Below are 25392 nucleotides of genomic sequence, written 5' to 3' on the forward strand. Positions count from 1 at the left end.
TCGACGCAGCCAACGGGGCTGCGAGACACGAGGACGAGACCATGTCGCGCATCAGCATCACGCTTCTGTCCCTGGCCCTGATGACCGCCCTGGCGGGCCAAGCCTCCGCCACCGAGGGCAACGGAAACTCCGACAACCCGTCGCAGGCCTTCCCGAACACCGGCGGCGTCTCGGGCGGCCCGAACCACCACGCCGAGCGCGGCGCGGTGACCGGGCGCAGCAAGCCGGTGCAGGCGGCCAAGGATGGCCACACCCACACGCACAGCCCCGACAAGCAGTAAGGACGCGTCCGGTCCGGCAGCGGGCGTCGCACCCGGGCCTGGCGTCTGTCGGGGCTCAGGGGGACCCGGTTCTCCCGGAACGCCTAACCGTTAAGACCGGACTCAAGGGTCCGCCGGCGCGGCCTCCCCGGCGCGCACCTGGGCCGCCATTGTCACCAGCACCTTGCGCAGGGCGCCCATCTCGCGGACCGGCGCCGGGTAGAGCACCCGCGCGGTCCGGTCGCCGGTGAGGAGGTCCATGCCCTCCGGGTCGAGGCCGGTGAGCCGCCAGGGGCCGGGCTCGGCGCCGGCGGCCTGGGCGTAGAGCGCGAGGGCGTCGGCATGATCGGCGTTCATGTGCTCGACGGCGCCGGCCTCGCCCGCCACCAGCCCCTCGGCGCCGGTGAGGTCGAGGCGCAACTCGTCGGCCGTCAGCACGGCGGCCTTGGCGAACCCGCCGTTGAGATGCCCGGCCACGGGTTCGAGGGCGAAAAAGCCGAAATCGGGGAAGTCGGCATAGAGCTTCGCCTTCGGATGCCGGGCGACGAAGCGGGCACGGGCCCGCGGGTCCGGCGCCTGGGTCACCCGACCCGTCACGGTCAGGCGCGGATGGGCGAGCGGGTCGCCCTTGCCGCCGGCGCTGAACAGCAGCGAGGCCCGCGGGTCCTTCAGCAGGTTGCGGGTATGGGCCGAGAGCCGCGAGAGCAGCATCAGGGGCGTCCCGTCGACGTCCGTGGCGATGGTCACCAGGGAGGCGAAGGGCGTGCCGTCCTCCGGGTCGAGGGTGGCCAGGGCGCCGGAGCGGATGCTGCGCAGGAGATGGCGGGCGAGGCCGATCGCGTCGAACGGCGCCTCGGAGGCCGGCAGCGGCACCGCCGGCCCGCGCCGCGCACCCGCGGTCCCGGTTCCGCCCTCGGCCCTGCTGGTCTCGCCTCCGGCACTGCTGATTTCGCCTGCGGCCATGAAGATCCCCTCGATTCGGTGCTGGCGAACCGGCGCTCAGGCCGCGTTCAGCCGGGGGATCATAGCCAGGGATCGGGGCTTCGCACGAGGGCACCGGACTGCGGCCCGTTGGCATCAGTCAAGCGCCAAACGAACAAACGACCGAGGTCGCTCGCTTTTTCAGCATAGAGCCATTACACAGCCTGACTCTCCGCGCGAACGCGGCCCGCCTCCCCGGCACGGTCGCCACCGCGTTTTTGCCGATCTCTGCTCTCCGTCCGCGACGGAGGATGGGGTGGGATGCGGAGGGGCTGGCGCCATCAGACGTCCGCCGAGCCGCATCCGAGCAACAGGACACGCGCATGCCGACCATCGCCCTCGTGGACGACGACCGAAACATCCTCACCTCCGTCTCGATCGCCCTCGAGACCGAGGGGTACCGGATCCAGACCTACACCGACGGGGCCTCGGCGCTGGACGGCCTGAAGCATTCCCCGCCGGATCTCGCGATCTTCGACATCAAGATGCCGCGCATGGACGGGATGGAGCTTCTCAGGCGTCTGCGGCAGAAATCCGACCTTCCCGTGATCTTCCTGACCTCGAAGGACGAGGAGATCGACGAGCTGTTCGGCCTCAAGATGGGCGCCGACGACTTCATCCATAAGCCGTTCTCGCAGCGCCTCCTCGTGGAGCGCGTGAAGGCGGTGCTCCGGCGCTTCGCCCCGAAGGACGGCCCGGGCGCCGCCGCCCGCGAGGCCGACGCCGCCGCCCGCTCCCTGGAGCGCGGCCTCCTGATGATGGACCCCGAGCGCCACACCTGCACCTGGAAGGGCGAGCCCGTCACCCTGACGGTGACGGAGTTCCTGATCCTGCAGGCCCTGGCCCATCGCCCGGGCGTCGTGAAGAGCCGCAACGCCCTGATGGACGCGGCCTACGACGACCAGGTCTACGTCGACGACCGGACCATCGACAGCCACATCAAGCGCCTGCGCAAGAAGTTCAAGGTGACCGACACGAGCTTCGACATGATCGAGACGCTCTACGGCGTCGGCTACCGCTTCAAGGAGAGCTGAGACCCGGCCCGGGTCTCTTCCCCTCCCGCAACGCTGTTCCCTCACCACCGGACGCTCGTGGCCACCACAGACCAAGCCGAAATCCCGTCGCGCGGCATGCTGGGCTGGCCGCGCCAGATCTGGAACGGGATCGGTCAGCGTGCCTCGTCGAGCCTGACGCGACGCATCGTCGTGCTCAACCTCGTCGGGCTCATCGCGCTCCTGTTCGGCTTCCTCTACCTGAACCAGTTCCGCCAGGGCCTGATCCAGGCCCGGGTGCAGAGCCTCCTGATCCAGGGCGAGATCATCGCCGGCGCCATCGCCTCCTCGGCCTCCGTCGAGACCGACGCGATCCGGATCGACCCCGACAAGCTGCTCCAGCTCCAGGCCGGCGAGGCTGAGGAGCCCTCCTCCCCCCTCACCTTCTCGCTCAACCCGGAGCGCGTGGCCCCGCTGCTGCGCCGGCTGATCACCCCCACCGGCAACCGCGCCCGGGTCTACGACCAGGAAGGCGGCCTGCTGTTCGACACCCGCACCCTCTCGGCGCGGGGCGAGATGAACCGCAGCGACCCGGATGTGCGGCCCCGCAAGCGCACCTGGCTGGAGAAGGCCTGGGAGACCGTCCAGGCGAAGTTCGGGACGCAGCTCGGCGGCGACGGCGCGGCCCCGGGCGTGACCGAGGATGTCGGCCCGGCCAGCGGCCACGGCCTGAAGGAGGTCCAGGTGGCGCTCGCCGGCGCCCGCGGCACCATCGTCCGCCGCAACCCGGTCGGCGAGACCATCGTCTCCGTGGCGGTGCCGATCCAGCGGGCCAACTCCGTGCGCGGCGCCCTGATGCTGTCCACGCAAGGGGGCGACATCGACCGCGTCATCGCCTCGGAGCGCTTCGGGCTGCTGCAGGTCTTCCTGATCGCCGCGGCGGTGATGCTCGTGCTCTCGATCCTGCTCGCGGGCGCCATCGCGGGCCCGGTGCGGCGCCTCGCGGACGCCGCCGAGAAGGTGCGGCTGGGCATCAAGTCCCGCGAGGAGATCCCCGACTTCACCGGGCGCACCGACGAGATCGGCCACCTCTCGGGGGCGCTGCGCGACATGACCCAGGCGCTCTATCGCCGGATCGACGCCATCGAGAGCTTCGCGGCCGATGTCAGCCACGAGCTGAAGAACCCCCTCACCTCGCTCCGCAGCGCCGTCGAGACCCTGCCCCTGGCGAAGTCGGATGATTCGCGCGGGCGCCTGCTCGCCATCATCCAGCACGACGTGAAGCGCCTCGACCGCCTGATCTCCGACATCTCCGATGCCTCGCGCCTCGATGCCGAGCTCGCCCGCGCCGAGGCGCGCCGGGTCGACATGCGCAAGCTGATGACCACCGTGGTCTCGGTGGCCAACGAGCGCCGGCGCGCGAAGGACGCGCCGATCCAGTTCGACGTGGACACGCTCCCGGGCGAGCTGGACTCGCCGTTCACGATCTTCGGCCACGACAGCCGCCTCGGCCAGGTGGTCAACAACCTCCTCGACAATGCCCGCTCGTTCTCGCCCCCCGATGCCAAGGTCCGGGTGGCCCTGCGCCGGGTGCGCAACGATGTCGAGCTCATCGTCGAGGACGAGGGCCCCGGCATCCCCGAGCACGCCCTGGAGCGGATCTTCGAGCGCTTCTACACGGATCGCCCGGAGCAGGGCTTCGGCCAGAATTCCGGCCTCGGCCTCTCGATCTCGCGCCAGATCGTCCAGGCCCATCGCGGCACGATCCGGGCGGAGAACCGGCCCGGTCCGGCCGACGAGGACGGCGAGCCGACGGTGCGCGGCGCCCGCTTCATCGTGCGCCTGCCGGCGGTGACCCGCTGAGTCGGGGACCGGCCGCGCCATCAGGGCCGCGCCGTGAGCAAGCCGTGAGCGATTCATGAACGATCCGTCGAGCCGGACCGATTCGGTGCACGCCACCTGCATCGCCCTCGGCGAGGCGGGCCTGCTCATCCGGGGACCGTCGGGCGCCGGCAAGTCGACCCTCGCGCTGCTCCTCCTCGACCGGGCCGCCCTGATGCAGAAGCCGGCGAGCCTCGTGGCCGACGATCGGGTCCGGCTGACCCGCCAGGGCGGAACCGTGCTGGCCCATGCCGACCCCACCCTGGGCGATCGGATCGAGGTGCGGGGCCTCGGCCTGTTGCCGGTCGCGGACGTCCTGCCCAGCGTTCCGGTTCGGCTGGTGGTCGACTGCGTCGCCGACGCCCCGCGCCTGCCGGAGAATCCGCTGACCCGCACGCGGCTCCTCGACGTCGACCTGCCGAGCCTGTGCCTCGACGCGGCCCTGCGGCGCTCCGGCCTCGCGCCGCGCCTGGTCCTCGACGCCCTGGCGGCGTGCGCCGGCGTGGCAAGCGGGACGCACTGCCCGGTCTTGCGTCTGACGCCGCTCCCGAGACCGTAGCGCCGGTGCCACCCACGTGGCATGATCATGACGTTCGAGCACACAAAATGCCGCATTCACCTTGCGCTCGACCTTGCGCTGCACAAAATGGCGGCTCCGCTCACAAGGCGTTGGAACCCGCGTCGATGATTGGAATGGTGCTCGTCACCCACGGGCTGTTGGCGACGGAGTTCAAGGCTGCCCTTGAACACGTCGTCGGGCCTCAGAAGCAGATCGAGACCATCACCATCGGTCCCGAGGACGATATGGAGCTGCGCCGGCTCGACATCATGAATGCGGTCAGCCGCGTGAACACCGGCAAGGGCGTCGTCGTGCTCACGGACATGTTCGGCGGTACGCCCTCGAACCTCGCCCTCTCGTGCATGAACGGCGGACAGGTCGAGGTCGTGGCGGGCATCAACCTGCCCATGCTGATCAAGCTCGCCAGCGTGCGCGATGCCGAGCCCCTCGGCGACGCCGTCCTCCACGCCCAGGAGGCCGGCCGCAAGTACATCAATGTCGCGTCCCGCGTGCTGGCCGGCAAATAGGCTTTCTTCCCTTGCCGCCACGGCTTACAGGCAATCTCGGGCCCCCGGCATGAAAGGAGGGCCTGCCGAGGCCGCAGAATGCGGCCCGGCGCGCCAGCGAGGGGACGGCCGACGCCCATGAGCTACGACGACGACGCCGAGGACAGCCTGCCGCCGGTGCCCGAGGGCGGGCTGATCCAGGTCCTGCCGATCATCAACCGGCGCGGCCTGCATGCCCGGGCCTCGGCCAAGTTCGTCCAGACCGTCGAGCGCTTCGATGCCGCCGTCACGGTGACCCGTTCCGGCGAGACGGTGGGGGGCCGCTCGATCATGGGCCTGCTCACCCTCGGCGCCGCGCAGGGGACCACGATCGCGGTGGTCACCTCGGGCGGCGACGCGGAGGCCTGCATGACGGCGATCACCGACCTCCTCGCCAACAAGTTCGGCGAGGACGAGTAGGCGCCGGCGCACGGGGGATCGGGCGCGGCGCGTCCCGCTCAGGCGCGGCGGCCGTAACGCTCCGGCACCCCCGCCTCGCCCGCGACCTGTCGCCAGAGGACGGCCTGCGCGCCGTGGCCGAGCGTGATCGTCGCCGCGACGATGGCATCGTCCCGCCGCGTCAGGGCGACCGTGACCTGCCGGCGTTGCGCGAACAGCCGCGTCACCACCCGCACCAGGGCCGCCTCCGACGGATCGCCGATGATCGGGGCGGCCGAGACCTCGGCATCGAGGAGCAGGAACTCCTCCACCGCGTCACGGACGAGACCGGGCTCGCTGACCCGCTCCACCTGGACCGGCGCCGGGTTCGCCCGCACGCCGATGAGGCTGTGCGCCGGGATCCCGGCGCGCTGCGGGACGGCCCGGAGCGGCGCGACCGCGCTGTCCGCCACGGGCGCGGCCATGGGCTCGAGCACCAGCACGGAGCGGGGACGAAGCGCCCGCAGGCGATCGGCCACGGCGGCGCGCACGGACGCGAAGCAGGCCGGCGCGATCACCGGGGCGAGCGCGGTGCCGTAGGGCTGCCAGAGGCCGATCCGCTCCTGGCCCCAGAGGGTGTGGGGCATCGCCAGCGGCAGGACGGCGGCGAGTTGGTCGGGGCCCTGCCCGGTCGCCCAGGCGAGGGCGAAGACGAGGTCGCGTCCCCCCGCCTGATGCTGGGCCGCCGAGAGCAGGTAGTCGGGATCGGACCGGATCGGATCGGCGACGCGCGCGCGCACCAGCAGCGCACGCCACGCCGCGATCTCCCCCTCGCTCACCGCCACCGCCCGGCGCAGGTCGACCCGCCAGGAAACCGATACTCCGATCGGCGAAGCGGGGGCGCGCGCGTTCAGGGCCGCCTCGGCCGGCGAAGCTTCGATCACCGAACCTTGCGACAGTGAACCTTGGGCCACCGAACCTTGCGCCAGTGAATCTTGGGCCACCGCATTGCCGGTCGCCGCGCCGCCCTCGATCACCGTGAAGCGCTGTCTCATGTGCCGATCCGATCCGCCGCGTCCCGTCCTGGGACAAGGGGGCGCCCCGAGGCGCCAGTCGGCGTTAAGGCTTCAAGATCGGTGCCGCCCGTTTCCGGACGGTGCGGCCTAGCCGCCCGGGATGGCGAGGGGATTCTGGGTCAGCGCCGCCGCGTCGGGCGCATCGATGCGGGGCCTTCCGAGGAAGGCGTCCCACAGGCGGGTGACGAAGGCCGGGTCGAGGTCGCGCAGGATCAGGACCAGGCGCGAGCGATGGTCGGCATCGGGCCAGGCCTCGAGATGCACCGGAGCGTGGATCACGTGCTGCACCCCGTGCACCACCAGCGGCCGGTCGGGCGCGTCGGCCAGCGCCACGAGGCCCTTCAGGCGCAGCAGGTTCGGGCCGTGGGCCGAGCGCAGGAGATCCAGGAACATCTCGAAGGCGGCCCGGGGCACCGGCGCGTCGCTGGTCAGGCTGAAGGCCCGGATCGCGGCATCGTGCCGGTTCACGTCGTGATGGTGGTGGCCTTGGTGAGCGTGGTGGCCGTGGTGAGGGTGCCCATCGTGGGGATGATCGTGATGGGCCTCGCGCGCGGCCTCGGCGCCGAGCCAGGCCCGCACGTCGTCGCTCTTGCCGTCGAGGCCGAACAGGCCGCCGAGGAGGTCGGCGGGCGCCACCGCGGCCTCGCGCAGGGGCGCCGTCGGGTTCAGGGCCCGCAGGCGCGCCGCCAGGGCACGGCCGTCATGGTCCGCCAGATCCCGCTTCGTGACGACAATCTGGTCGGCCACCGCCACCTGCCGCACGGCCTCGCCATGGGCGTCGAGGGTCGCGGCCCCGTTCACCGCGTCGACCACGGTGACGACGCCCTGCAGGCGGTACCGGATGACCAGATAGGGATGGTAGATCAGCGCGTGCAGGATCGGGGCGGGATCGGCGAGGCCCGTGGTCTCGATCACGACCCGGCGGAAGGGCTGGATGCGGCCGTTGTCGCGCTTGCGCAGCAGGTCTTCCAGGGTCGCGATGAGGTCGCCCCGCACGGTGCAGCACAGGCAGCCGGCCCCGAGCAGGACCATGTCCTCGTCGATCCGCTCGATCAGCAGGTGGTCGAGGCCGATCTCGCCGAACTCGTTGACGATGACCACGGTGTCGGCCAGCGCCGGATCGCGCAGCATCCGGTTCAGCAGCGTCGTCTTGCCGGCTCCGAGGAATCCGGTGAGGACGGTGAGCGGGATCGGCTCGGGCGCGCGGGGATCGGGCTTGGACAGGTCGGTCATCCCCCTGACCTAGCCCTCCCGGCGGTTCCGCTCAATCCTGCGTCGATGTTATAATGTTACAGAACGCACGCGCGGAGTGGCGTCGGTGGGCCTGCGGCCGACCCGTCGGTCGGCGCGTCGTCGGCCCACACCGTCGGTCCGGGGCGCCGCAGGCGGACCCGGACGCCAGAGCCGCCGACGGTGGACGGTCCCGCACCCCACGCGTGTCGGGATCCCGGGCTCCGCTTTGCGGCCCCGGAATGTCGCGGGGCTGAAACACGGCCGTCGGCACTGCGCGCGCCCCGCGTGGGGCGCCCGCCAGAGGCGGACGATCCGGAGACCGTCCTACTCGTCCGCCTGGGTCTTGCTGGCCGACTTGGTCGACTTCGCCTTCGCGGCGGCACCGGCCGGCTTGTGCTCGGCTTTCGCGTCGGTCTTGGCACCCGCCTTGGGGGCCGCCTTCGCCGCGGGCTTCTTGACGGCGCCGACCTTCAGCTTCGGGGCGCCCTCCATCACGGGCGTCGACTCGGCGGGGGCGTAGGCGTTCGCCGTCGCCGGAACGCCGGCCTTGCCGCGGGCGAGGGCCTTCTTCGGCTCGGGCTTGGCGGCCGCCTTCGTGGCGGGGGCGGCAGCCTTTGAGGCGGTGGCGGCCGCCTTTGAAGCGGAGGCAGCCGCCTTGGCCTGATGGGCCGCTTCGCGCTTGGCCGCGACCGCCTCGAGCTTGACCTTGCGGGCCTCGGCGATCTTGGCGGCCTTCTCCGCCTTCTCGGCCTCCTCCTGCTCGTTGAGGGCGATGGCGCCCTCGGCCGGGTCGCGGCCGATCCAGACCAGGATCGGCTGCAGCGGAGCGCGGGGCGGCAGGGCGCGATTGCGCAGGGCGGCGCTGTTCATGGTGGCGAAGGCCAGCGCCGCGGAGGGCGGAGCGGCGGCGGCCATCAGCTGCGCATTGGCGTTGTCGGCGCTGGCGCCGGCCGCCCCGGCGCTGGCCGTGATGGCGCCCTGGCCCTCGTCCACCGGCATCGGCTTCTTCCGGTCGCAGATGTAGGGCCGCATGTCCGGCGGCTCCGAGAGGCCGGAGACCGGCAGGGCGTCGAGGGTCTGCGCCCCCCAGCCCGGGGACTGGCTGAAGCCGTAGTCGAACAGGTCCGACGCCTTGAGGTCGCGCTCGCGGGCGCTCGGCTGGCCCATCACCACGGTGAGGATGCGACGCCCGTTGCGGGTCGCCGTGGCCACCACGTTGAAGCCGCCCGAGCAGATGAAGCCGGTCTTCATGCCGTCGGCGCCGGCATAGCGGCCCAGGAGACCGTTGTGGTTGGCCATCACCGAGCGGCCGAACTGGATCGCGCTGATCGAGAACAGGCCGCGGCTGTCGGGGAAATCGCGGATCAGGGCGCGCCCGAGCACCGCCATGTCGCGGGCCGAGGTCCACTGGCGGGCGTCCGGCAGGCCGTTGGGGTTGGTCCAGCGGCTCTCGCGCATGCCGATGCGCTGGGCGGTCTCGTTCATCATCTGGGCGAAGCCCTCGACGGAGCCGCCGAGATTCTCGCCGATCGCCCAGGCCACGTCGTTGGCCGACTTGACCATGATGATCTTGAGGGCGTTGTCGAGGGTCAGCTTGGTGCCCGGGCGGAAGCCCATCTTGGAGGGCGGCTCGGCGGCGGCCGCCGGCGAGATGGTGATCAGCGTGTCGAGGGAGAGCTTGCCCTGCCGGACGAGGTCCAGGGCGACGTAGGTGGTCATCAGCTTGGTGATGGAGGCCGGGAACCACGGATCCGTGGCCGCCTGCCCGTAGATCACCTTGCCGGAATCGACATCGACCACGAGGATCGGTGCAGTGGTGGCGTTCGCGGCGCCCGCACCCAGCAGGCTCGCCGCCACCGCGAGACCGACGACGAGGTGCCTCAACAATCCGTTCGACATCAGGCCTGTCTCAAGAAGGAACGCCCCGGCCCGATCGATGATCGGCCCTGGCGGGAAGCCGGTCAACGGCCAAGCTGGCATGCCACCCCTCCGGGAGGGACGGCAAGCGCGTCTCGCCGGATCGTGACACGGTCTCCACAAAGCCGCGTTCCGTGGCAGGAGGATGGCAGACCCTCTCGCAGATGCGAGAAGCCGGCGGAATCATGGTATACCGCCGCCCTCCGCATGGGTGGGGGCCGTCCGCGGCCCGTGGTGCCCGTGCGTTCGACCGCTTATGTGCGCGTCAGGCGCTGCGGCGGCCGAAGCGTGTTTCTGAGAGTCGAAGCGTGTTTCAGAGGATGGAGTGGGCTCGCCGGGACGGTTCGCCGGGGCGATTGCCGAGGACGTGATGGCGTACGCAGTCAAGGAACTGTTCCACACCCTCCAGGGCGAGGGCGCGCAGGCGGGCCGGGCCGCGGTGTTCTGCCGCTTTGCCGGCTGCAATCTCTGGTCCGGCCGCGAGGAGGACCGCGCCGGCGCCGCCTGCCGGTTCTGCGACACCGACTTCGTCGGCCTGGATGGCGAGGGCGGCGGGCGCTTTTCCACGGCGCAGGACTTGGCCGACGCCATCGCGGGGACCTGGATGGGCGGGCCGCGCCACCGCTACGTCGTCTTCACCGGCGGCGAGCCGCTGCTCCAGCTCGACGAGGCCCTGATCGCGGTGGTCCACGCGGCCGGCTTCGAGATCGCGGTGGAGACCAACGGCACCCTGGCGGCCCCGGCCGGGATCGACTGGATCTGCGTCAGCCCCAAGGCCGGCAATCCCCTGGTCCAGCGCAGCGGGCACGAACTCAAGCTCGTCTTCCCGCAGGCGGAAGCCGCCCCGGACGCCTTCGCGAATCTCGACTTCCGCCACCACTGGCTCCAGCCCATGGACGGGCCGGACCGGCTCGCCCACACGGCCGCGGCGGTGGCCTATTGCCGGCGCGACGCGCGCTGGCGCCTCTCGCTCCAGACGCACAAGATCATCGGGATTCCCTGAGGATCCCGGAGGATCCCGCCCGCTCGCACCATGAAGATTGCTCGATGAAGATCACCCAAGCCTTCACCTTCGAGGCGGCCCACCGCCTGCCGAACGTGCCCGAGACCCATCGCTGCCACCGCATGCACGGGCATTCCTACCGGGTCGAGCTCACCCTCTCGGGCGCCGTCGACCCGGCCACCGGCTGGGTGGTGGATTTCTTCGACGTCGAGCACGCCTTCGCGCCGGTGCTGGCCCGCCTCGACCATTATTGCCTCAACGAGATCGAGGGGCTGGAGAACCCCACCGCCGAGCACATCGCGGCCTGGATCTGGGAGCGCACCAAGGCGGCGCTGCCGGCCCTCTCCTCCGTGAAGGTCTACGAGACGCCGATGTCCTGGGCCGAGTACGAGGGCGAGGCCTCGTGACGCGAGGCACCGCCGTGAGGGGCCCGGCGATGAGCGGCGGCGCCGCCCTGGTCCTGTTCTCGGGGGGCCAGGATTCCACCACCTGCCTCGCCTGGGCGCTGGAGCGCTTCGACCGGGTCGAGACCCTCGGCTTCGACTATGGCCAGCGCCACCGCATCGAGCTCGACGGCCGGGACACCCTGCGCCGGGGCCTCGCGGCCCTGAAGCCCGCCTGGGCGGCGCGCCTCGGCGACGACCATACCCTGGCCCTCGACGCCCTGGGCCAGGTCTCCGAGACGGCGCTGACCCGCGACACCGCCATCGCGTTCGAGGACAGCGGCCTGCCCAACACCTTCGTGCCGGGCCGCAACCTCCTGTTCCTCACCTTCGCGGCGGCTCTGGCCTATCGCCGGTCGCTGACCCACCTCATCGGCGGCATGTGCGAGACCGATTATTCGGGCTACCCGGATTGCCGGGACGACACCGTCAAGGCGCTGCAGGTGGCGCTCAACCTCGGGATGGACCGCCGCTTCGTCCTGCACACGCCCCTGATGTGGATCGACAAGGCCGAGACCTGGCGGCTGGCCGAGGACCTCGGCGGCCCAGCGCTGGTCGACCTCATCGTCGAGGACAGCCACACCTGCTACCTCGGCACCCGCGGCGACCGCCATCCCTGGGGCTACGGCTGCGGCCAGTGCCCCGCCTGCGACCTGCGGGCGAAGGGCTATGCCAAGTTCGTCGCCGAGCCGGTGACACCGCCGCCCGCCTGAACCGCCGGCGACCGGGCCGCGATCCGGTCGAGGAGGACGTGCGGCACCGTCAGGGCCGAGAGCATCCGCAGGGTGAGGCACACGAGCGTGCCGGCGCCGGAGCCGGAGCCGGCGGCGTAGAGCGGCCACAGGGCCGCGCCGAGCAGGAGCGTCAGGCCGAAGACCGGCAGCGACGCGCGGACGGCCTTGCCCAGGCTGTCGATGCCGGGCGCCCGGGTCGGATCGTTCACCAGCGCGCGCATGTGCCGGGGGCCGTGGAGGCCGACGAAGTACAGGGTGAAGGCGGTGAGCGGCGGCAGCAGCCAGAAGGCGGCCGCCAGGGCGGCGATCTCGCCGCGCACGGACCAGGAGCGGGCCTGCACGAGCACCCAGTACGCCGCGAGGGCGAGCCAGAGCCAGGACGCCGTCACCCACCAGCCGGGGAGCAGCGGCATCGGCAGGCGCGTGACGGCCGCGAACAGCCCGGCGGTCTCCTCGGGGCGCAGCAGGGCCGGCAGCGCCACCGGCAGCCCGCCGCGCACCAGGATCTCCAGCGGCCGGCCCGGGCCGGCATCCTCCTCGCCGAAATGCAGCACCGAGAGGGCGAGGAAGCCCGCCAGGGTTGCCATCGGGGCGACGTGCCAGGCGAGCAGGACGAGGCCGGCGAGGCCGAGATACGGCACCGCGAAGACCCCGAACCAGGCGCGTCCGAAGCGGGGGCGCAGCAGGGGCGCGGCCACGGCCCCGTCGAGGGCGCCGTGCGGCACGCCGAGCCCGATCACCACCGCCAGGGCCGCGAGCCAGGACGCCTCGCGCGGCAGGGCCGCGGAGGCGACGAGGGCGAGGGCCACGCCGGCGCCCGCCAGGGGCAGCAGGCCCGCGCCCCCCGAACCGACGCGCCGGCGGCGCGCCCGGACGGGCGTCCCGAGACCCGGGAGGACCGGGCGAGCCGCCATCCGGGTCAGGCCGCCCGGCGCAGGGGCGCGGCCGTGACCTTGCCTTCGGCGAGGTCCCGGTCGACCGCCCGCGTGGTCTGCAGCGTCGCCATCACGCCGTAGACCACCTTCGCCGTCAGATCGAGGATCGCCACCACGGCCAGGGCCACGGCGGGGGACAGGATGCCGAGGCCGTCCTGGCCGACGAGGAGCACGACGGGATAGGCGCACCAGACCACCGAGAGGAACACGGCGTTGCGCAGGAAGGCGGACCGAACATCGGCCCGTTCCGTGGCGTTCTCCTCCCGCAGCTGCACGAAGATCCCGTAGAACACGGCCAGGAACGCGCCGCAGGAGATGGCGAACCAGGTCCACTTCACCCAGGCGACCGTCGACAGGCCGAAGGCCAGGGCGGTGACGATCATGATCAGGTCGGAGCCGACGAGGCCCCAGACGACGGCCGGACGGCGCATCCCCGAATGCATCGCCGTGCGGGCGAGGCCGACGAGGAGCAGGGGCGTGGTGAAGGTCCAGTCGAGGTAGCGGGCGAAGTAGAACTGCCGCGCGGCATCCGCGGCCTCCGGACCGGCCGGCAGGGCGATGCTCCCCTGCCCCGTGGCCATGGCGAAGTAGGAACAGGCCGCGATGATCGGCACGATCCCGTGGATGATGGCATCCGCCTCCTCCGCGGGCGTCCGCCGCTTCCCGAGGAACAGGATCGCGGCGGCACCCGCCGCCATGCCGGCGAAGCCGAGCCAAAGCCAGAATTGAGGCGTCATCACTATCTCGTCGGTACGGGGATGAAAGGCCGGCCCGGAACGTGGCGGCCCTCCTGCCCAATTGGCGTCGGCGCCGTTCGTTGCGGGGACGCGTGGTCACAGTCGAGTGAGACCGGACCGCCCGCCGAGCCGGGCCCGACGCGTCGGGGCGCGGGATCGGACCAGGGGCCGGCCTCGCCCCGATCCCGGCACCGCGCCGAGCGGTCGAGACCGGGAGGCCGGCCGGGGCGCCCGGCGAGGATTCCCGCAGGCCGCCGGCGCCCTGTCGGCCAGCGCGACGATCGGGAAAGCGGTCCCCGGCGCCCCCGGCGACGCGCGGGCCTTCGGCATGGCGGAGTCGCACGGCAACGACCGCTCTTTCGAACGCCGCGATCCGTTGCTCAAGTCAACATGACCGTCGACGGCGCAGTAAAATCGAGGTTACGCATTTAATCCGTCATCACGGAAATTTTATAACTGCGAGATCAACTGTCGTTTCTGTTGCCGATGGATCACGTCTAGGCCGGAAAGCAGGCAATCTGCTTCGGAAGATGACCTTTGAACGCCATCAGATCTATGCGTGATCGCCAGACATCGGCATGTCGAGGGTGGGCGGGCACCGTCCCTCCATCCCGAAAGTCCTGAACCCGAAGGCCCTTTCCGATGCTCAAGACGCTGCTCCTTGCCGGCAGTGCCGCGGCCCTCCTCACCAGTGCCGCCGCTGCCGCCGACCTGCCTCGCCGTCAGGCCCCGCCGCCGGTCTTCACGCCCATTCCGGTCTTCACCTGGACGGGCGCCTATTTCGGTATCAACGCTGGCTACGTCTTCAGCGAGAACGACACGATCCGCACCACGGGCATCAACACCCCGGGCGGCGCTCAGCTGCAGAACAACGTCCTCAACGGCCTGCGTCAGGCGTCCGTGCGGAACGCGACCGAAGGCTTCACCGGCGGTGGCCAGGTCGGCTACAACTATCAGTTCACGCCGGGCAGCGGCATCGTGGTCGGCCTCGAGGCCGATGCGCAGTACACCGACCTCCAGCGCACCACGACCCAGGTCATCTTCAACCCGGTCTTCAACCCGAACCAGCTGACCAACAGCTACCGCACCGAACTCTCGTTCCTCGGCACCGTCCGCGGCCGGATCGGCTACGCCTTCGACAAGTTCCTGATCTACGGGACCGGCGGCTTCGCCTACGGCGATGTCACCCAGCGCATCGCCTTCACCACGGGCGTGCCCGTCACCTATGCGGGGTCGCGCTCCAACATCGAGACCGGCTACGCCTATGGCGGCGGCATCGAGTACGCCCTGCCCACGGACTCGTTCTTCAACTTCTTCAAGTCCAGCGCCGTCACCCTGAAGGCCGAATACCTGCGCTACGACCTCGGCAGCCGCAATCTGCTCGTCGCCAGCGTCGGCGGTCCCGGTGTCGGCTACAACAGCCGCATCTCCACCGAGGGCAGCATCGCCCGGGCCGGCCTGAACTACAAGTTCGGCAGCTACTAGGCCCGACCCGGCCGGCACCCCGGGATCGCGCCCGGGGTGTCGGCTCCGTTGTCTCCCGTCCGCGATCCGTTTGCCCGTGGGGTGCGCCCGTGATGAAACCGAACCTGCTGCTTCTCGCCGCCGCCCTCACCGTCGCCACGAACGCCCGTGCCGAGCCCGAGACGCAGGCCATCGTCGACGCCCTGTTCAAGGCCGGCGGCAATCAGCCGATCGTGCGCGGGAGTGGGGCCAAGGGCGTCTGCGTCAAAGGCAGCTTCACGCCCTCGGCCGAGGCGCAGGGCCTGTCCAAGGCTCCGCATTTCACGAGCGCCTCCGGCAAGCCCCTGCCGATGACGGCCCGCTTCTCCATGGGCGGCAGCAACCCGAAGGTGTCCGACAAGGCCAAGCCGGTCACGCGCGGCTTCTCCATGCGGATCACCCACCCGACCGGCGACATGGTGTTCGTGTTCATCTCGGCCCCGGTCTTCGGCACGAAGACCCCGCAGCAGCTGCTCGAGTTCGCCACGGTGCGGGCGCCGGGACCGGACGGAAAGCCGGATGCCGAGAAGATCAAGGCCTTCGGAGCGGCCAACCCCGAGACGACGCGCCAGGCGGCCTGGCTCACCGCGCGCCCGCTGCCGGCGAGCTACGCGGGCGTCGATTACTGGGGCGTCCACGCCTACACGCTCACCGATGCCAAGGGGACGGCCACGGTGGCCAAGCTCAAGACCGTGGCGACAGCGGGCCAGCTCGGCCTGACGGACGACGAGGCCAAGGCCAAGCCCGACGCCTTCTACGCCGACGAGTTGACGGAGCGGCTGGCCCAGGGGCCGGCCACGTTCGACCTCGTGGCGATCCGCGGCGAGCCCGGCGATCCGACCCACGATCCCACCGTTCTCTGGCCCGAGGAGAACCGCAAGGCGACCCGGCTCGGCACCGTGGCGATCGACGCCCTCGAACCGGCAGCCACCTGCGACGCGGCCACCTTCGACCCGGTCACAGACCTCCCCGACGGCATCGCCGGGCCGGCCGACGACCCGATGTTCGCCATCCGCTCGCCGGCCTACGCGATCTCGCTGTCGCGGCGCGCCAACTGAGCCCGAGCGAACCCGAAGACGTTTTCCTGAGCGTTTTCCTGGGCGTTTCCCTGGGGCGTCACGCCGGTCGCGACGGGCGCCCGAGAAAGGCTCCCCGCAGAAAGGTATCCGTCGGGTTGCCCGGCGACCGCGCCGGGCCCACACCCTAGGCCCACGCCCAGGCCCTAGGCCCTAGGCCCTAGGCCCTAGGCCCAAGCCCTGAGCGCCTCCGGGGTCGTGAAGTCCGGCGGCCGGACGTCGCGGGCGGCGCCGCGCGTCGCCGCGATGCCCTTCGGGAAACCGCTTCGGCTCCGGTAATCCGCGCGCACGCGCTCCGAGGGCGCCAGGGGGGCGTCGGAGAGGGCCTGGGCACAGAGCACGTCGACCACACCGACGCCCGCCAGGGCGCCGAGGGCGATGGCGGTATTGGCGCGATGGCGCGGATCGCCGGTGAGCCCGGGCAGGACGGTGGCGACGTCGAGGCCGTCACCGGCCACCCGGGCCCAGATCCAGGGGGTCGGATCGCGGGAGCCGAGGATGCCGACGCCCTGGACGATCTCACGCACGCCGTAGGCGCGCACCAGCGCGCCGGCGCGGGGCATGCCGAGCCAGCGCGCGATCGCGTCGCCGCAGGTCAGCTCGGTGACCCCGAGGGCGAGGGAGAACCAGCCGAGGCCCTGCGCCACCTGGCGCGTGGCCGGATCGGGCCGGCGCCGGTGGTCCGAGGACAGCCGGGAGGGTGGGCGTTCGGGCCTTGTCCGGCCGGGACGAACGGGCGGATTCGGACGGGACGCGGATGCGGGCATGCGGACCTCCTCGATCGGGAAAACGGGCGCCACTCAGGGCCGGAGCACGACCTTGATGCAGTTGTCCTTCTTGTCGCGGAACGTCTTGTAGAGTTCGGGCCCGTCCTCGAGGCCGCCCCGGTGGGTGATGACGAAGGAGGGGTCGATCTGCCCGTCGGCGATGCGCTTCACGAGGTCGTCGGTCCAGCGGTTGACGTGGGTCTGCCCGGTGCGGACCGTCAGCCCCTTGTTCATCAGGGCGCCCATGGGGATCTTGTCCACCAGGCCGCCATAGACGCCCGGGATCGAGAGGATGCCGGCCGGGCGGCAGACGTAGATCATCTCCCGCAGCACCGTGGCCCGGTCGCTCTCCAGCATCACCGCCTGCTTGACGCGGTCGTAGACCTGTTCGAGCGCGCGCGGTGAATGGGCCTCCATGCCGACGGCGTCGATGCACTTCTCCGGACCCTTGCCGGCCGTGAGTTCGTTCAGCCGCTCGACGGTGCTCTCCTGCGTGTGGTCGATGGTGATGGCGCCGCCGGCCCGGGCCATGTCCAGGCGCTCGGGCACGCTGTCGATGCAGATCACCTGCTTGGCGCCGAGCAGGATGGCCGAGCGGATCGTCATCTGGCCGACCGGGCCGGCGCCCCAGATCGCCACGGTGTCGGTGGGCTGGATGTCGGCCTGCACCGCCGCCTGCCAGCCGGTGGGGAAGATGTCGCCGAGGAACAGCACCTGCTCGTCGGTGAGCCCCTCCGGCACCTTGATGTGGGTCTTGTCGGCGAAGGGCACGCGCACGTACTCGGCCTGTCCGCCCTGGTAGCCGCCGGTGAGGTGGGTGTAGCCGAACAGGCCCGCGGTGGTGTGCCCGAAGGCCTTTTCGGCCAGGTGCTTGTTGCGGTTGGAGCGCTCGCAGACCGAGAAGAAGCCGCGCTTGCACTGGTCGCAGGCGCCGCAGATGATCGTGAACGGGATCACCACCCGCTCACCCTTGCGCAGGCTGCCGTTGACGCCCTTCCCGGTCTCGACGACCTCGCCCATGAACTCGTGGCCCATGACGTCGCCCTTCTCCATGCCGGGCATGAAGTGGTCGTAGAGGTGGAGGTCGGAGCCGCAGATCGCGCACGCCGTGACCTTGATGATCGCGTCCCGGTCGTCCTCGATCCGCGGATCGGGAACGGACTCGCAGCGGATGTCCTGAGTTCCGTGCCAGACGAGGGCCTTCATCGCATCTCTCCCACGTACGGTTTCGTGTCGCCGATACGCTGAGAACCCGGCGACGGGACGTGGGTTCGGTCCCGGGTTACAGGCCTTCATCGGGCAGGCGGCTCGGCTCCGAGACCAGCGCGTCGCGTTCCCGTCGCAGGAAGTCGATCAGGCGCTCCGCGAGGCGTCCCGGCGGGTGGCCCGCCGGCCGGATCAGCGTGGTCTCGATCGACAGGGCCGGCCGGAACGGGCGCAGCACGATCGGAAGGCCGGTGAGTTCGCCCGCCGGGACCGGATCGACGATGGCGAGGCCCAGGCCCTCCGCCACCAGCCCGCAGCGCGCCGCCGTGTACTGGGCCATTAGGGGAAAGCGCGGCACGCACCCGGCCTCGGCGAAGCGGGCCTCGACCGCCTCCTGGAACAGGCCGGGCCCGCCGGCGATCAGGGTCTCACCGGCCAGGTCCGCGACCGCGATGGAGCGCCGGCGCGCCAGGGGATGCCGGCGCGGCAGGGCGCAGACCGCATCGACCGTGAGGAAGCGCTCGGCCGTCACCCCCGCATGGCCGGCGCGTGGCCGGGCGAGGCCGAGGTCGCACCGGCCCGAGGCGGTCCAGGCCCAGATTGTGTCGGGGCTCGGCACGTGGACGGCGACGCGGCCCCCGGGATGCTCCGCCATGAGGCGCCGGATCGCCCGCGGCAGCAGGCGGGAAGCCAGGGAGGGCTGGCAGGCGACGCGCAGGGGCCCGGTGCCGAGTTCGCGGATCTGCCGGGCGGCGCGGGTCAGCTGCTCGAGGCCGGCCTGACTGCGCTCCACCTCGCGGGCGAAGGCCTCCCCCTCCGGCGTGGGGCGGGCGGTGCCGTGGCCGCGCACGAACAGCGACAGGCCGGTCTCGGCCTCGAGCTGCGCCATCGCCCGGCTCACGTGGGGCTGGCCGATCCCCAGCGCCGCCGCGGCCCGGGTCATGCCCCCGTGGCGCATCACCGCGCGGAAGAGATCGAGGTGGCCCGGGTTGATCATGCCTCGCCTGCATGGAAACGCGCCGATCCGTCATTTGACGGCATGGCCGCGGAATGGTTGTCAAGGCGCCCGTGTCCCGAACAGGTGCCAGGCCGATGTTCAACCTCCTGCTTCCCGTGGCCCTCTCCGTCATGGCGGGCGCCAGCATCGTGGTGCAGCAGGCGCTGATCGCGAATCTCCGGATCGCCCTGAACTCCTCCGCCTGGGCCGGCTTCGCGAGCTACTTCGTCGGCCTCCTGTCCATGGTGGTGCTGGCCCTGGCCCTGCGCGACCCGCTGCCGGCGTCCAGCCTGACGGCGCGCATCCCGTGGTGGGCCTGGAGCGGCGGCTTCTTCGGCGCGGTCTTCATCGCGCTGGCCACGATCCTGGTGCCGGAGCTCGGCGCGGCGACCTTCCTGGCCCTCCTCGTCACCGGCCAGATGCTGGCTTCGGTGGCCTTCGATCATTTCGGCTGGCTCGGCCTCGCCCAGCGCGAACTCGACACGACCCGCGTGCTCGGCGTCGCGCTCCTGATCGGCGGCGTGGTGCTGATCCGGCGCTGATCCGGCCGGCCCTCAGGCCCCGACCACGTGCAGGACGATCTCCCGGCGGTGCGGCCGGTCGCGGTGCTCGACGAGGTAGATCCCCTGCCAGGTCCCGAGGGCGAGGCGCCCGCCCCGCACCGGCACGCCGAGGGCGGAATCCGTCACCATCGTGCGGATATGGGCCGGCATGTCGTCCGGCCCCTCGGCGCCGTGGACGTAGCCGGCGTGGCGCGGCGCCAGCCCGTCGAGGGCGGTGAGGAGGTCGGTCTGCACGTCGGGATCGGCATTTTCCTGGATGGTCAGGGAGGCCGAGGTGTGCCGGCAGAACACGGTGACGAGCCCGGTGCCGATGCCGCTGCGCCCCAGGAACTCGGCCACCGACCGGGTGATGTCGGTGAAGCCCTGGCCCGGCGTCGAGACCGTGAGGGTCGCGCCCGCCTGCCGCTCGACACCGCCGCTGGCGAAGCCCTCCAAGGTTCCGATCGTCCCCGCACGCCTCATCCTTGCGCCTCCGTCAGGGTCTCGCCCGGCGCGATCTCTCGCTCGCCGCGGGCCAGGATGGTCTCCAGGGCCTCGATCCGGTCGGCCTCCGCCGCCGGCTTGTCCCAGCGGATGCGTGCCACCCGGGGGAAGCGCATGGCGACCCCGGACTTGTGCCGGGTCGAGCGCTGCACCCCCTCGAAGGCGATCTCCAGGACGAGGCCGTGGTCGAGCCCGTAGGCGACCTCGCGCACCGGGCCGAAGCGCTTGGTGGTGTTGTTGCGGACGTAGCGGTCGAGCTTCTGCAGCTCGGCATCGGTGAAGCCGTGATAGGCCTTGCCGACGGGCACCAGCTCGGGCGCGCCGTCCTCGCGCGCGCGCCAGACCCCGAAGGTGTAGTCGGAGTAGAACGACGAGCGCTTCCCGTGCCCGCGCTGGGCGTACATCATCACCGTGTCGACCCGGAACGGCTCGCGCTTCCACTTCCACCACGGCCCCTTGGGGCGCCCCGGCAGGTAGGCGCTGTCGCGGGCCTTGAGCATGACGCCCTCGATGGCGTCGGCATCCTCGCCCGCCCCCACGGCGGCCGGGTCGGCGCGGGCCGCGGCCAGATCCGCCCAGGTCGCGAACGGCACCAGGGGCGAGAGGTCGATCCGGGCGTGGTCGAGGGCCGCCACGAAGGCTTCCAGGCGGGCCCGGCGCTCGCTGAAGGGCAGCGGGCGCAGGTCCTCGCCCTCGGCGTGCATCAGGTCGTAGGCGCGGACATGGGCGGGAAACTCCTCCAGAAGCTTCGGGGTCACGGCCTTCCGGTTGAGGCGCTGCTGCAGCACGTTGAAGCTCTGCACCCGGGCCTCGCGCAGGATCAGCAATTCGCCGTCGATGGCGCCCGAGAAGGTGATGGCCTCGGCCAGATCCGGGAAGGCGCCGGAGATGTCCTCGCCGGTGCGCGAGTAGATCCGGGCGACCTGCGCGCCGGCCTCGTCGCGTCCGCCCACGAGCTGGACCCGGATGCCGTCCCACTTCCACTCGCCGGAGAAGGCGGCCGGATCGAGCTTCTCGAAATCGCCGTCCTCGTCGATGGGATGGGAGAGCATCGGCGGCCGGAACGGCGCCGGATTCAGGGTGGTGGGCCGCTCGCCCCTTCCCTCGACCCAGGCGAACAGGGTGGCGTAGGGCGGCTCCAGCCCGTGCCAGACCTCCTCGACGGCGTCGGCCTCGTGGCCGCCGAGCGCCCCGATCGCGGTCTTGGCGAGACGGGCCGAGACGCCGACCCGGAGCGCGCCGGTGATGAGCTTGAGCAGCGCCCAGCGCCCGGTCTCGTCCAGGGCGTCGAGCCACTCGGCGATGCGGGCGGGCAGGTCCGCCTTCTTCACGGTGCCCAGCGTCTCGACCACCTCCGCCAGGGTCGGCACGTGCGGGGGCGGGTTGTTGTGGCCGGGGCCGACGACCGCCTCGTTGCTCCGCGACGTGGGCGCCGGCCAGATGAGGGCCGTCGTCTCGGCGAGATCGCCCACATAATTGTGCGAGAGCCCGAACAGCACCGGGTCGATGCGCGCCTCGACCAGGCCGCGGATCATCGCGGGCTTGGCCTCGCGAAAGGTTAGCCCCCCGGTCATCGCCGCGAGGGCGTAGCCGCGCTCCGGGTCGGGGGCGTGGGCGAAATAATCCTGCAGCAGGCGCAGCTTGGCGTTGCGGCGCGGCTCGTAGGCGAGGCGGTCGAGGAGGTGGGCGAAGTCGTTCACGCGGCCTCCTCCGGTGCGGCGGCCGGCTCGGCCTCCCCGTCGTCCCCGTAGCCCAGCAGGTGCAGGGGCTTGGCCTTGATGCCCTGCGTCCCGCACCAGTGGACCAGGGCGTCCTCCTGCCCGTGGGTGACCCAGACCTCCCCGGCCCCGGTCTCCAGGATGGTGCGGCAGAGATCGGGCCAGTCCGAATGGTCGGAGATGCAGAGAGGCAGCTCGACGCCCTTCTGGCGGGCCCGGGCGCGCACCCGCATCCAGCCCGAGGCGAAGGAGGTCACGGGGTCGGGGAACTTGCGCGACCAGACGTCCTGGATCGAGGAGGGCGGGCAGAGCACGATGGCCCCGTGGAGCTTGGCGCGCTCGGTCGCCACGACCTTCGGGGTCTCGCCCAGCGGGATGCCCTCCTGCTTGTAGAGCTCGGTGAGCTTCTCCATCGCGCCGTGCAGGTAGATCGGCCGGTCGTAGCCGGCCTCCCGCAGCAGCGCCATCACGCGCTGCGCCTTGCCCAGCGCGTAGGCCCCGACGATGTGGGCGCGCTCGGGGAACAGGGCCACGGAATCGAGCAGCTTCTTCACCTCGTCGCGGGTGTCCGGCATCCGGAACACCGGCAGGCCGAAGGTCGCCTCGGTGATGAAGACGTCGCAGGGCATGACCTCGAAGGGCAGGCAGGTCGGGTCGTAGGCGCGCTTGTAGTCGCCCGACACGACGACCCGGACGCCCTGCGCCTCGATCGCGATCTGGGCCGAGCCGAGCACGTGCCCGGCCGGCGCGAAGCGCACGGTCACGTCGCCGATGCGGATCTCCTGCCCGAGGGGCGCCTCCTGGCGGCTCTCGCAGAACTCCGCCCCGTAGCGCACCGCCATGATGCGCAGGGTCTCGCCCGTGGCGAGCACCCGCCCGTGGCCGGCCCGGGCGTGGTCGGCATGCCCGTGGGTGATCAGGGCGCGCGGCACCGGCCAGGTCGGATCGACATGGAAGCCGCCGAGGGGGCAGTACAGGCCCTCGCGGGTCAGGGTGAGAAGATCGCTGGCGCTGAAACTCATCGGCGCGGCATATAGGGCGCCCGAAGCCCATGCGCAGCCACATGTCCCGTACGATCACCTCCGGCGACCTTCGCGCCGACCGGCGCTACGCCTACGCCCAGGGCTGCCTCGACGAGGGCAACCCGGACGGTGCCGCCGAGATGGCGGAGCAGACCCTGGAGATCGCCCCCCGCTTCGCTCCGGCCTGGTTCCTGCTCGGGCTGGCCCGCGAAGCCCGCTACGCGAAGGGCGGGCAGGCGAGCGATCACCACGCGGCCCTGCGCGCCTACGCCAATGCCCTCGACATCGATCCCGAGGATGCCCAGGGCGCGCGCCTCGCCCTGGTGCGCATCGGCGCCGGCGATGCGATCACCGCGATCTCGCCGGGCTACGTCCGGGCGCTGTTCGACGCCTACGCGCCCCGCTTCGATCGCCACCTCGTGGAGGGCCTGTGCTATCGCGGGCACGCGCTCGTCGCTGAGGCGCTCGATGCCGCGGCGGGTCCGGCGACGCCCCTCGGGCGGGTGATCGACCTCGGCTGCGGCACGGGCCTCGTCGGGGCCGCCCTCGCCGGCCGGCCGGCGCACCTGACCGGGATCGACCTCTCACCCGGCATGCTGGCCGAGGCCGGGCGGCGTGGTTGCTACCATCGCCTGGTGGAGGGCGAACTGGTGGCGGCGCTCGCGGCCGAGCCCGCCGCCTCGGCCGATTGCGTCACAGCCGCCGACGTCATGATCTACGTGGGCGACTTTTCCGGCATGGTCTCCGGCAGCGCCCGCGTCCTGCGCCCGGGCGGGCGCTTCGCCTTCACGGTGCAGTCCCATGCGGGCGACGGCCTCATCCTGGGCGCGGATGCCCGCTACGCCCACGGCGATGCGCTGGTGCAGGAGACCCTGGCGGCGGCGGGCCTCGGCCGCGAGTTCGCCCAACCGGCCGTCGTGCGGCGGGAAAACGGTGCCGACGTCCCCGGCCGGGTGATCGTGGCCCGGCGGCGGTAACGTTCACGTTTGCGTTGCAGGCCTTGAGCGCTGGCGCACGACGCGGTTGAACCAAACGGGAGCGTGACTGTTGCCCCGGACGCATCGGAGCACTTCGCCCGTGACCTGACGTCGAGGTCCGGCCCCGCACCGAGCGTATCGGCCTTACGCCACCGTAGTTCAGCCGCCACACGGGACGGAGGATAGCAAACCTATGGCAGAGACGCAGAACAAGTCATTTCCGGCGAGCGCCGCGACGCGCATCCCCTTCGCCTTGGCGCTCTCGGCCGTGGCCGGTTGCGCCGATTCGATCGGATTCCTCGAGTTCTCGCAGCTGTTCATGTCTTTCATGAGCGGCAACACGACACGCTTCGGCGTCTCGGTCAGCCGCTTCGACTGGGAGAGCACGTCGCGCGTCGCCTCGGTCATCGTGCTGTTCTGCTTCGGTGCCTTCGCCGGCACCCTGATCGCGGCCTGGGTCGGGCGCTGGCGCCTCTCGGTGCTGCTCCTGCTTCAATCCGTGTTCCTGACCATCGGGCTGATCATCCCGCACGGCTCCTTCGCCTTCCCGCTCCACGCCTATCCGATCGTCATCGCGCTGGGCCTGCAGAACGCGACGCTGCAGGACGAGGGCGGGCGCAGCCTCGCGCTCACCTACGTCACCGGCGCCGTGGTGCGGTTCGGGACCGGGCTCGCCAACCTCATGCTCGGCACGGTGGCGCCCTCGTTCTGGATCCAGGCCCCCCTCTGGGCGGCCCTGAGCACCGGCGCGGTGATCGGCGGCTTCCTGCAGATGCGCTACGGTGAGGATGCGTTCCTGTTCCCGGCCGCGCTCTCGGCGCTCCTGGCCATCATCGCTCTGGGGCTGACGATCCTGAAGCCGGGCAGCCGCTACGTCAGCGGCGAGGTGGAGCGGCATCCGCCGGACGGCGCCGCCGCGGCCCAGATCTGACCGGCGAGCTAATCGGCTCCCCCGCTCCCGCGCAGCCGCTTGGTGGCGCTCCGCTTCGACTTGTCGTCGAGGCGGCGCTTCTTCGAGGCCAGGGTCGGGCGGGTGGCGCGCCGGGGGGTGGGCGGCACCGCGGCCTCGGCGACGAGCTCGGCCAAGCGCTCGCGGGCATCGGCCCGGTTGCGGTCCTGGGTCCGGAAGCGCTGGGCGCTGATCACGATCACCCCGTCGACGGTGAGGCGGCGGCCGGCCAGCCGCATCAGGCGCACGGCCACCGCATCCGGCAGGGAGGCCGAGCGCCGGGCGTCGAAGCGCAGCTGCACGGCCGTCGAGAGCTTGTTGACGTTCTGTCCGCCGGGGCCCGAGGCCCGCACGAAGGTTTCCTCCAGCTCCGCCTCGTCGATGGCGATGTGGGGCGTGCATTGCAGGGCCACGGCGGGGTCTCTCGCAGGCTGCGCGTCCAGGACGCTACTCGGAC

At 71.6% G+C, this 25392-nt stretch carries 27 protein-coding genes; 14 read left to right on the forward strand and 13 right to left on the reverse strand.

What is annotated here, in order from left to right; genetic code table 11:
* The first annotated feature begins 41 nt into the window (after window positions 1–41).
* The gene (locus tag AC0IY1_RS00310; protein WP_103708435.1) at window positions 42–281 is read left to right on the forward strand and encodes a hypothetical protein; all 240 of its coding nucleotides are present in this window, start codon (window positions 42–44) and stop codon (window positions 279–281) included.
* 102 nt (window positions 282–383) lie between these two features.
* Here the strand turns inward: AC0IY1_RS00310 and AC0IY1_RS00315 are convergent, their stop codons facing one another.
* Window positions 384–1223: a HugZ family pyridoxamine 5'-phosphate oxidase gene (locus tag AC0IY1_RS00315; protein WP_471766962.1), complete on the reverse strand. Its 840-nt coding sequence runs from the start codon at window positions 1221–1223 to the stop codon at window positions 384–386.
* Window positions 1224–1564: 341 nt separating this feature from the next.
* On the opposite strand from AC0IY1_RS00315, the gene AC0IY1_RS00320 reads away from it, so the two are divergent.
* The 5 genes from AC0IY1_RS00320 to AC0IY1_RS00340 all read left to right on the forward strand — a co-directional run bounded on the left by AC0IY1_RS00320 (window position 1565) and on the right by AC0IY1_RS00340 (window position 5638).
* The gene (locus AC0IY1_RS00320) at window positions 1565–2275 is read left to right on the forward strand and encodes a response regulator transcription factor (protein ID WP_055947774.1); all 711 of its coding nucleotides are present in this window, start codon (window positions 1565–1567) and stop codon (window positions 2273–2275) included.
* Between the two features lie 96 nt (window positions 2276–2371).
* Window positions 2372–4096 carry a stimulus-sensing domain-containing protein gene (locus AC0IY1_RS00325; protein WP_471767383.1) on the forward strand — a complete coding sequence of 575 codons (1725 nt, stop codon included), beginning with the start codon at window positions 2372–2374 and terminating at the stop codon, window positions 4094–4096.
* A 55-nt stretch (window positions 4097–4151) separates the two neighbouring features.
* Window positions 4152–4673, forward strand: a complete 522-nt coding sequence (locus AC0IY1_RS00330) for an HPr kinase/phosphorylase (RefSeq protein WP_471766963.1) — start codon at window positions 4152–4154, stop codon at window positions 4671–4673.
* 125 nt (window positions 4674–4798) lie between these two features.
* Complete coding sequence (locus AC0IY1_RS00335) at window positions 4799–5200, forward strand: PTS sugar transporter subunit IIA (RefSeq protein WP_055947765.1); 402 nt, start codon at window positions 4799–4801, stop codon at window positions 5198–5200.
* Window positions 5201–5317: 117 nt separating this feature from the next.
* Window positions 5318–5638: an HPr family phosphocarrier protein gene (locus tag AC0IY1_RS00340; protein ID WP_055947757.1), complete on the forward strand. Its 321-nt coding sequence runs from the start codon at window positions 5318–5320 to the stop codon at window positions 5636–5638.
* A gap of 38 nt (window positions 5639–5676) precedes the next feature.
* Here the strand turns inward: AC0IY1_RS00340 and AC0IY1_RS00345 are convergent, their stop codons facing one another.
* From AC0IY1_RS00345 to AC0IY1_RS00355, 3 genes are all read right to left on the reverse strand, one after another.
* Window positions 5677–6651 (reverse strand): GNAT family N-acetyltransferase, encoded by a 975-nt coding sequence (locus tag AC0IY1_RS00345; protein ID WP_471766966.1) that lies wholly within the window; start codon window positions 6649–6651, stop codon window positions 5677–5679.
* A gap of 108 nt (window positions 6652–6759) precedes the next feature.
* Window positions 6760–7905: a CobW family GTP-binding protein gene (locus tag AC0IY1_RS00350; protein ID WP_471766967.1), complete on the reverse strand. Its 1146-nt coding sequence runs from the start codon at window positions 7903–7905 to the stop codon at window positions 6760–6762.
* 324 nt (window positions 7906–8229) lie between these two features.
* Window positions 8230–9804: a D-alanyl-D-alanine carboxypeptidase family protein gene (locus AC0IY1_RS00355; protein ID WP_471766969.1), complete on the reverse strand. Its 1575-nt coding sequence runs from the start codon at window positions 9802–9804 to the stop codon at window positions 8230–8232.
* 388 nt (window positions 9805–10192) lie between these two features.
* On the opposite strand from AC0IY1_RS00355, the gene queE reads away from it, so the two are divergent.
* Genes queE through queC form a run of 3 tightly spaced genes read left to right on the forward strand, consistent with a single transcriptional unit; the run spans window position 10193 to window position 11981 of the window.
* Window positions 10193–10825 carry a 7-carboxy-7-deazaguanine synthase gene (queE, locus tag AC0IY1_RS00360; protein ID WP_471766970.1) on the forward strand — a complete coding sequence of 211 codons (633 nt, stop codon included), beginning with the start codon at window positions 10193–10195 and terminating at the stop codon, window positions 10823–10825.
* Window positions 10826–10869: 44 nt separating this feature from the next.
* A complete protein-coding gene (queD, locus tag AC0IY1_RS00365; protein ID WP_471766972.1) occupies window positions 10870–11232 on the forward strand; it encodes a 6-carboxytetrahydropterin synthase QueD in 363 nt (120 codons plus the stop codon).
* Window positions 11233–11261: 29 nt separating this feature from the next.
* Entirely contained in the window at window positions 11262–11981 is a 720-nt protein-coding gene (gene queC / locus AC0IY1_RS00370; protein WP_471766974.1) for a 7-cyano-7-deazaguanine synthase QueC, read from the forward strand.
* Here the strand turns inward: queC and AC0IY1_RS00375 are convergent.
* Window positions 11936–12916: a Brp/Blh family beta-carotene 15,15'-dioxygenase gene (locus AC0IY1_RS00375; protein ID WP_471766976.1), complete on the reverse strand. Its 981-nt coding sequence runs from the start codon at window positions 12914–12916 to the stop codon at window positions 11936–11938. The two genes, queC and AC0IY1_RS00375, sit on opposite strands and share 46 nt — an antisense overlap.
* Before the next feature lie 5 nt (window positions 12917–12921).
* A complete protein-coding gene (locus AC0IY1_RS00380; RefSeq protein WP_471766977.1) occupies window positions 12922–13674 on the reverse strand; it encodes a bacteriorhodopsin in 753 nt (250 codons plus the stop codon).
* A gap of 642 nt (window positions 13675–14316) precedes the next feature.
* Between AC0IY1_RS00380 and AC0IY1_RS00385 the strand changes: the two genes are divergently transcribed.
* Window positions 14317–15159, forward strand: coding sequence for an outer membrane protein (locus tag AC0IY1_RS00385; protein ID WP_471766978.1), 843 nt, complete (start codon window positions 14317–14319; stop codon window positions 15157–15159).
* A 92-nt stretch (window positions 15160–15251) separates the two neighbouring features.
* Entirely contained in the window at window positions 15252–16235 is a 984-nt protein-coding gene (locus AC0IY1_RS00390) for a catalase family peroxidase (RefSeq protein ID WP_471766980.1), read from the forward strand.
* A gap of 185 nt (window positions 16236–16420) precedes the next feature.
* Here AC0IY1_RS00390 and AC0IY1_RS00395 read toward each other — a convergent pair whose 3' ends face one another.
* The 3 genes from AC0IY1_RS00395 to AC0IY1_RS00405 all read right to left on the reverse strand — a co-directional run bounded on the left by AC0IY1_RS00395 (window position 16421) and on the right by AC0IY1_RS00405 (window position 19223).
* Window positions 16421–17020: a cyclase dehydrase gene (locus AC0IY1_RS00395; protein WP_471766982.1), complete on the reverse strand. Its 600-nt coding sequence runs from the start codon at window positions 17018–17020 to the stop codon at window positions 16421–16423.
* A 33-nt stretch (window positions 17021–17053) separates the two neighbouring features.
* Window positions 17054–18226 (reverse strand): zinc-dependent alcohol dehydrogenase, encoded by a 1173-nt coding sequence (locus AC0IY1_RS00400; RefSeq protein ID WP_471766984.1) that lies wholly within the window; start codon window positions 18224–18226, stop codon window positions 17054–17056.
* Between the two features lie 76 nt (window positions 18227–18302).
* On the reverse strand, window positions 18303–19223 hold the full coding sequence (locus tag AC0IY1_RS00405; protein WP_471766985.1) for a LysR family transcriptional regulator: 921 nt from the start codon (window positions 19221–19223) through the stop codon (window positions 18303–18305).
* A gap of 95 nt (window positions 19224–19318) precedes the next feature.
* Between AC0IY1_RS00405 and AC0IY1_RS00410 the strand changes: the two genes are divergently transcribed.
* Window positions 19319–19765: a DMT family transporter gene (locus AC0IY1_RS00410; RefSeq protein ID WP_103708421.1), complete on the forward strand. Its 447-nt coding sequence runs from the start codon at window positions 19319–19321 to the stop codon at window positions 19763–19765.
* Window positions 19766–19777: 12 nt separating this feature from the next.
* On the opposite strand, the gene AC0IY1_RS00415 is transcribed toward AC0IY1_RS00410, so the two are convergent.
* Genes AC0IY1_RS00415 through AC0IY1_RS00425 form a run of 3 tightly spaced genes read right to left on the reverse strand, consistent with a single transcriptional unit; the run spans window position 19778 to window position 23009 of the window.
* Window positions 19778–20248 (reverse strand): secondary thiamine-phosphate synthase enzyme YjbQ, encoded by a 471-nt coding sequence (locus tag AC0IY1_RS00415; RefSeq protein WP_103708420.1) that lies wholly within the window; start codon window positions 20246–20248, stop codon window positions 19778–19780.
* On the reverse strand, window positions 20245–21969 hold the full coding sequence (locus tag AC0IY1_RS00420; protein ID WP_471766987.1) for a cisplatin damage response ATP-dependent DNA ligase: 1725 nt from the start codon (window positions 21967–21969) through the stop codon (window positions 20245–20247). The genes AC0IY1_RS00415 and AC0IY1_RS00420 overlap by 4 nt, the downstream gene beginning before the upstream one ends.
* Window positions 21966–23009: a ligase-associated DNA damage response exonuclease gene (locus AC0IY1_RS00425; protein WP_103708418.1), complete on the reverse strand. Its 1044-nt coding sequence runs from the start codon at window positions 23007–23009 to the stop codon at window positions 21966–21968. Before AC0IY1_RS00425 ends, AC0IY1_RS00420 begins: the two co-directional genes overlap by 4 nt.
* Window positions 23010–23050: 41 nt before the next feature.
* Between AC0IY1_RS00425 and AC0IY1_RS00430 the strand changes: the two genes are divergently transcribed.
* Both AC0IY1_RS00430 and AC0IY1_RS00435 read left to right on the forward strand, forming a co-directional pair.
* Window positions 23051–23986, forward strand: a complete 936-nt coding sequence (locus AC0IY1_RS00430; protein ID WP_471766989.1) for a class I SAM-dependent DNA methyltransferase — start codon at window positions 23051–23053, stop codon at window positions 23984–23986.
* A 193-nt stretch (window positions 23987–24179) separates the two neighbouring features.
* Entirely contained in the window at window positions 24180–24917 is a 738-nt protein-coding gene (locus tag AC0IY1_RS00435) for a YoaK family protein (RefSeq protein ID WP_055947714.1), read from the forward strand.
* Between the two features lie 8 nt (window positions 24918–24925).
* Here the strand turns inward: AC0IY1_RS00435 and arfB are convergent, their stop codons facing one another.
* The gene (gene arfB, locus AC0IY1_RS00440; protein ID WP_055947711.1) at window positions 24926–25348 is read right to left on the reverse strand and encodes an alternative ribosome rescue aminoacyl-tRNA hydrolase ArfB; all 423 of its coding nucleotides are present in this window, start codon (window positions 25346–25348) and stop codon (window positions 24926–24928) included.
* Between the last annotated feature and the right edge of the window lie 44 nt (window positions 25349–25392).

The sequence above is a fragment of the Methylobacterium sp. AC690 genome (assembly GCF_979256535.1).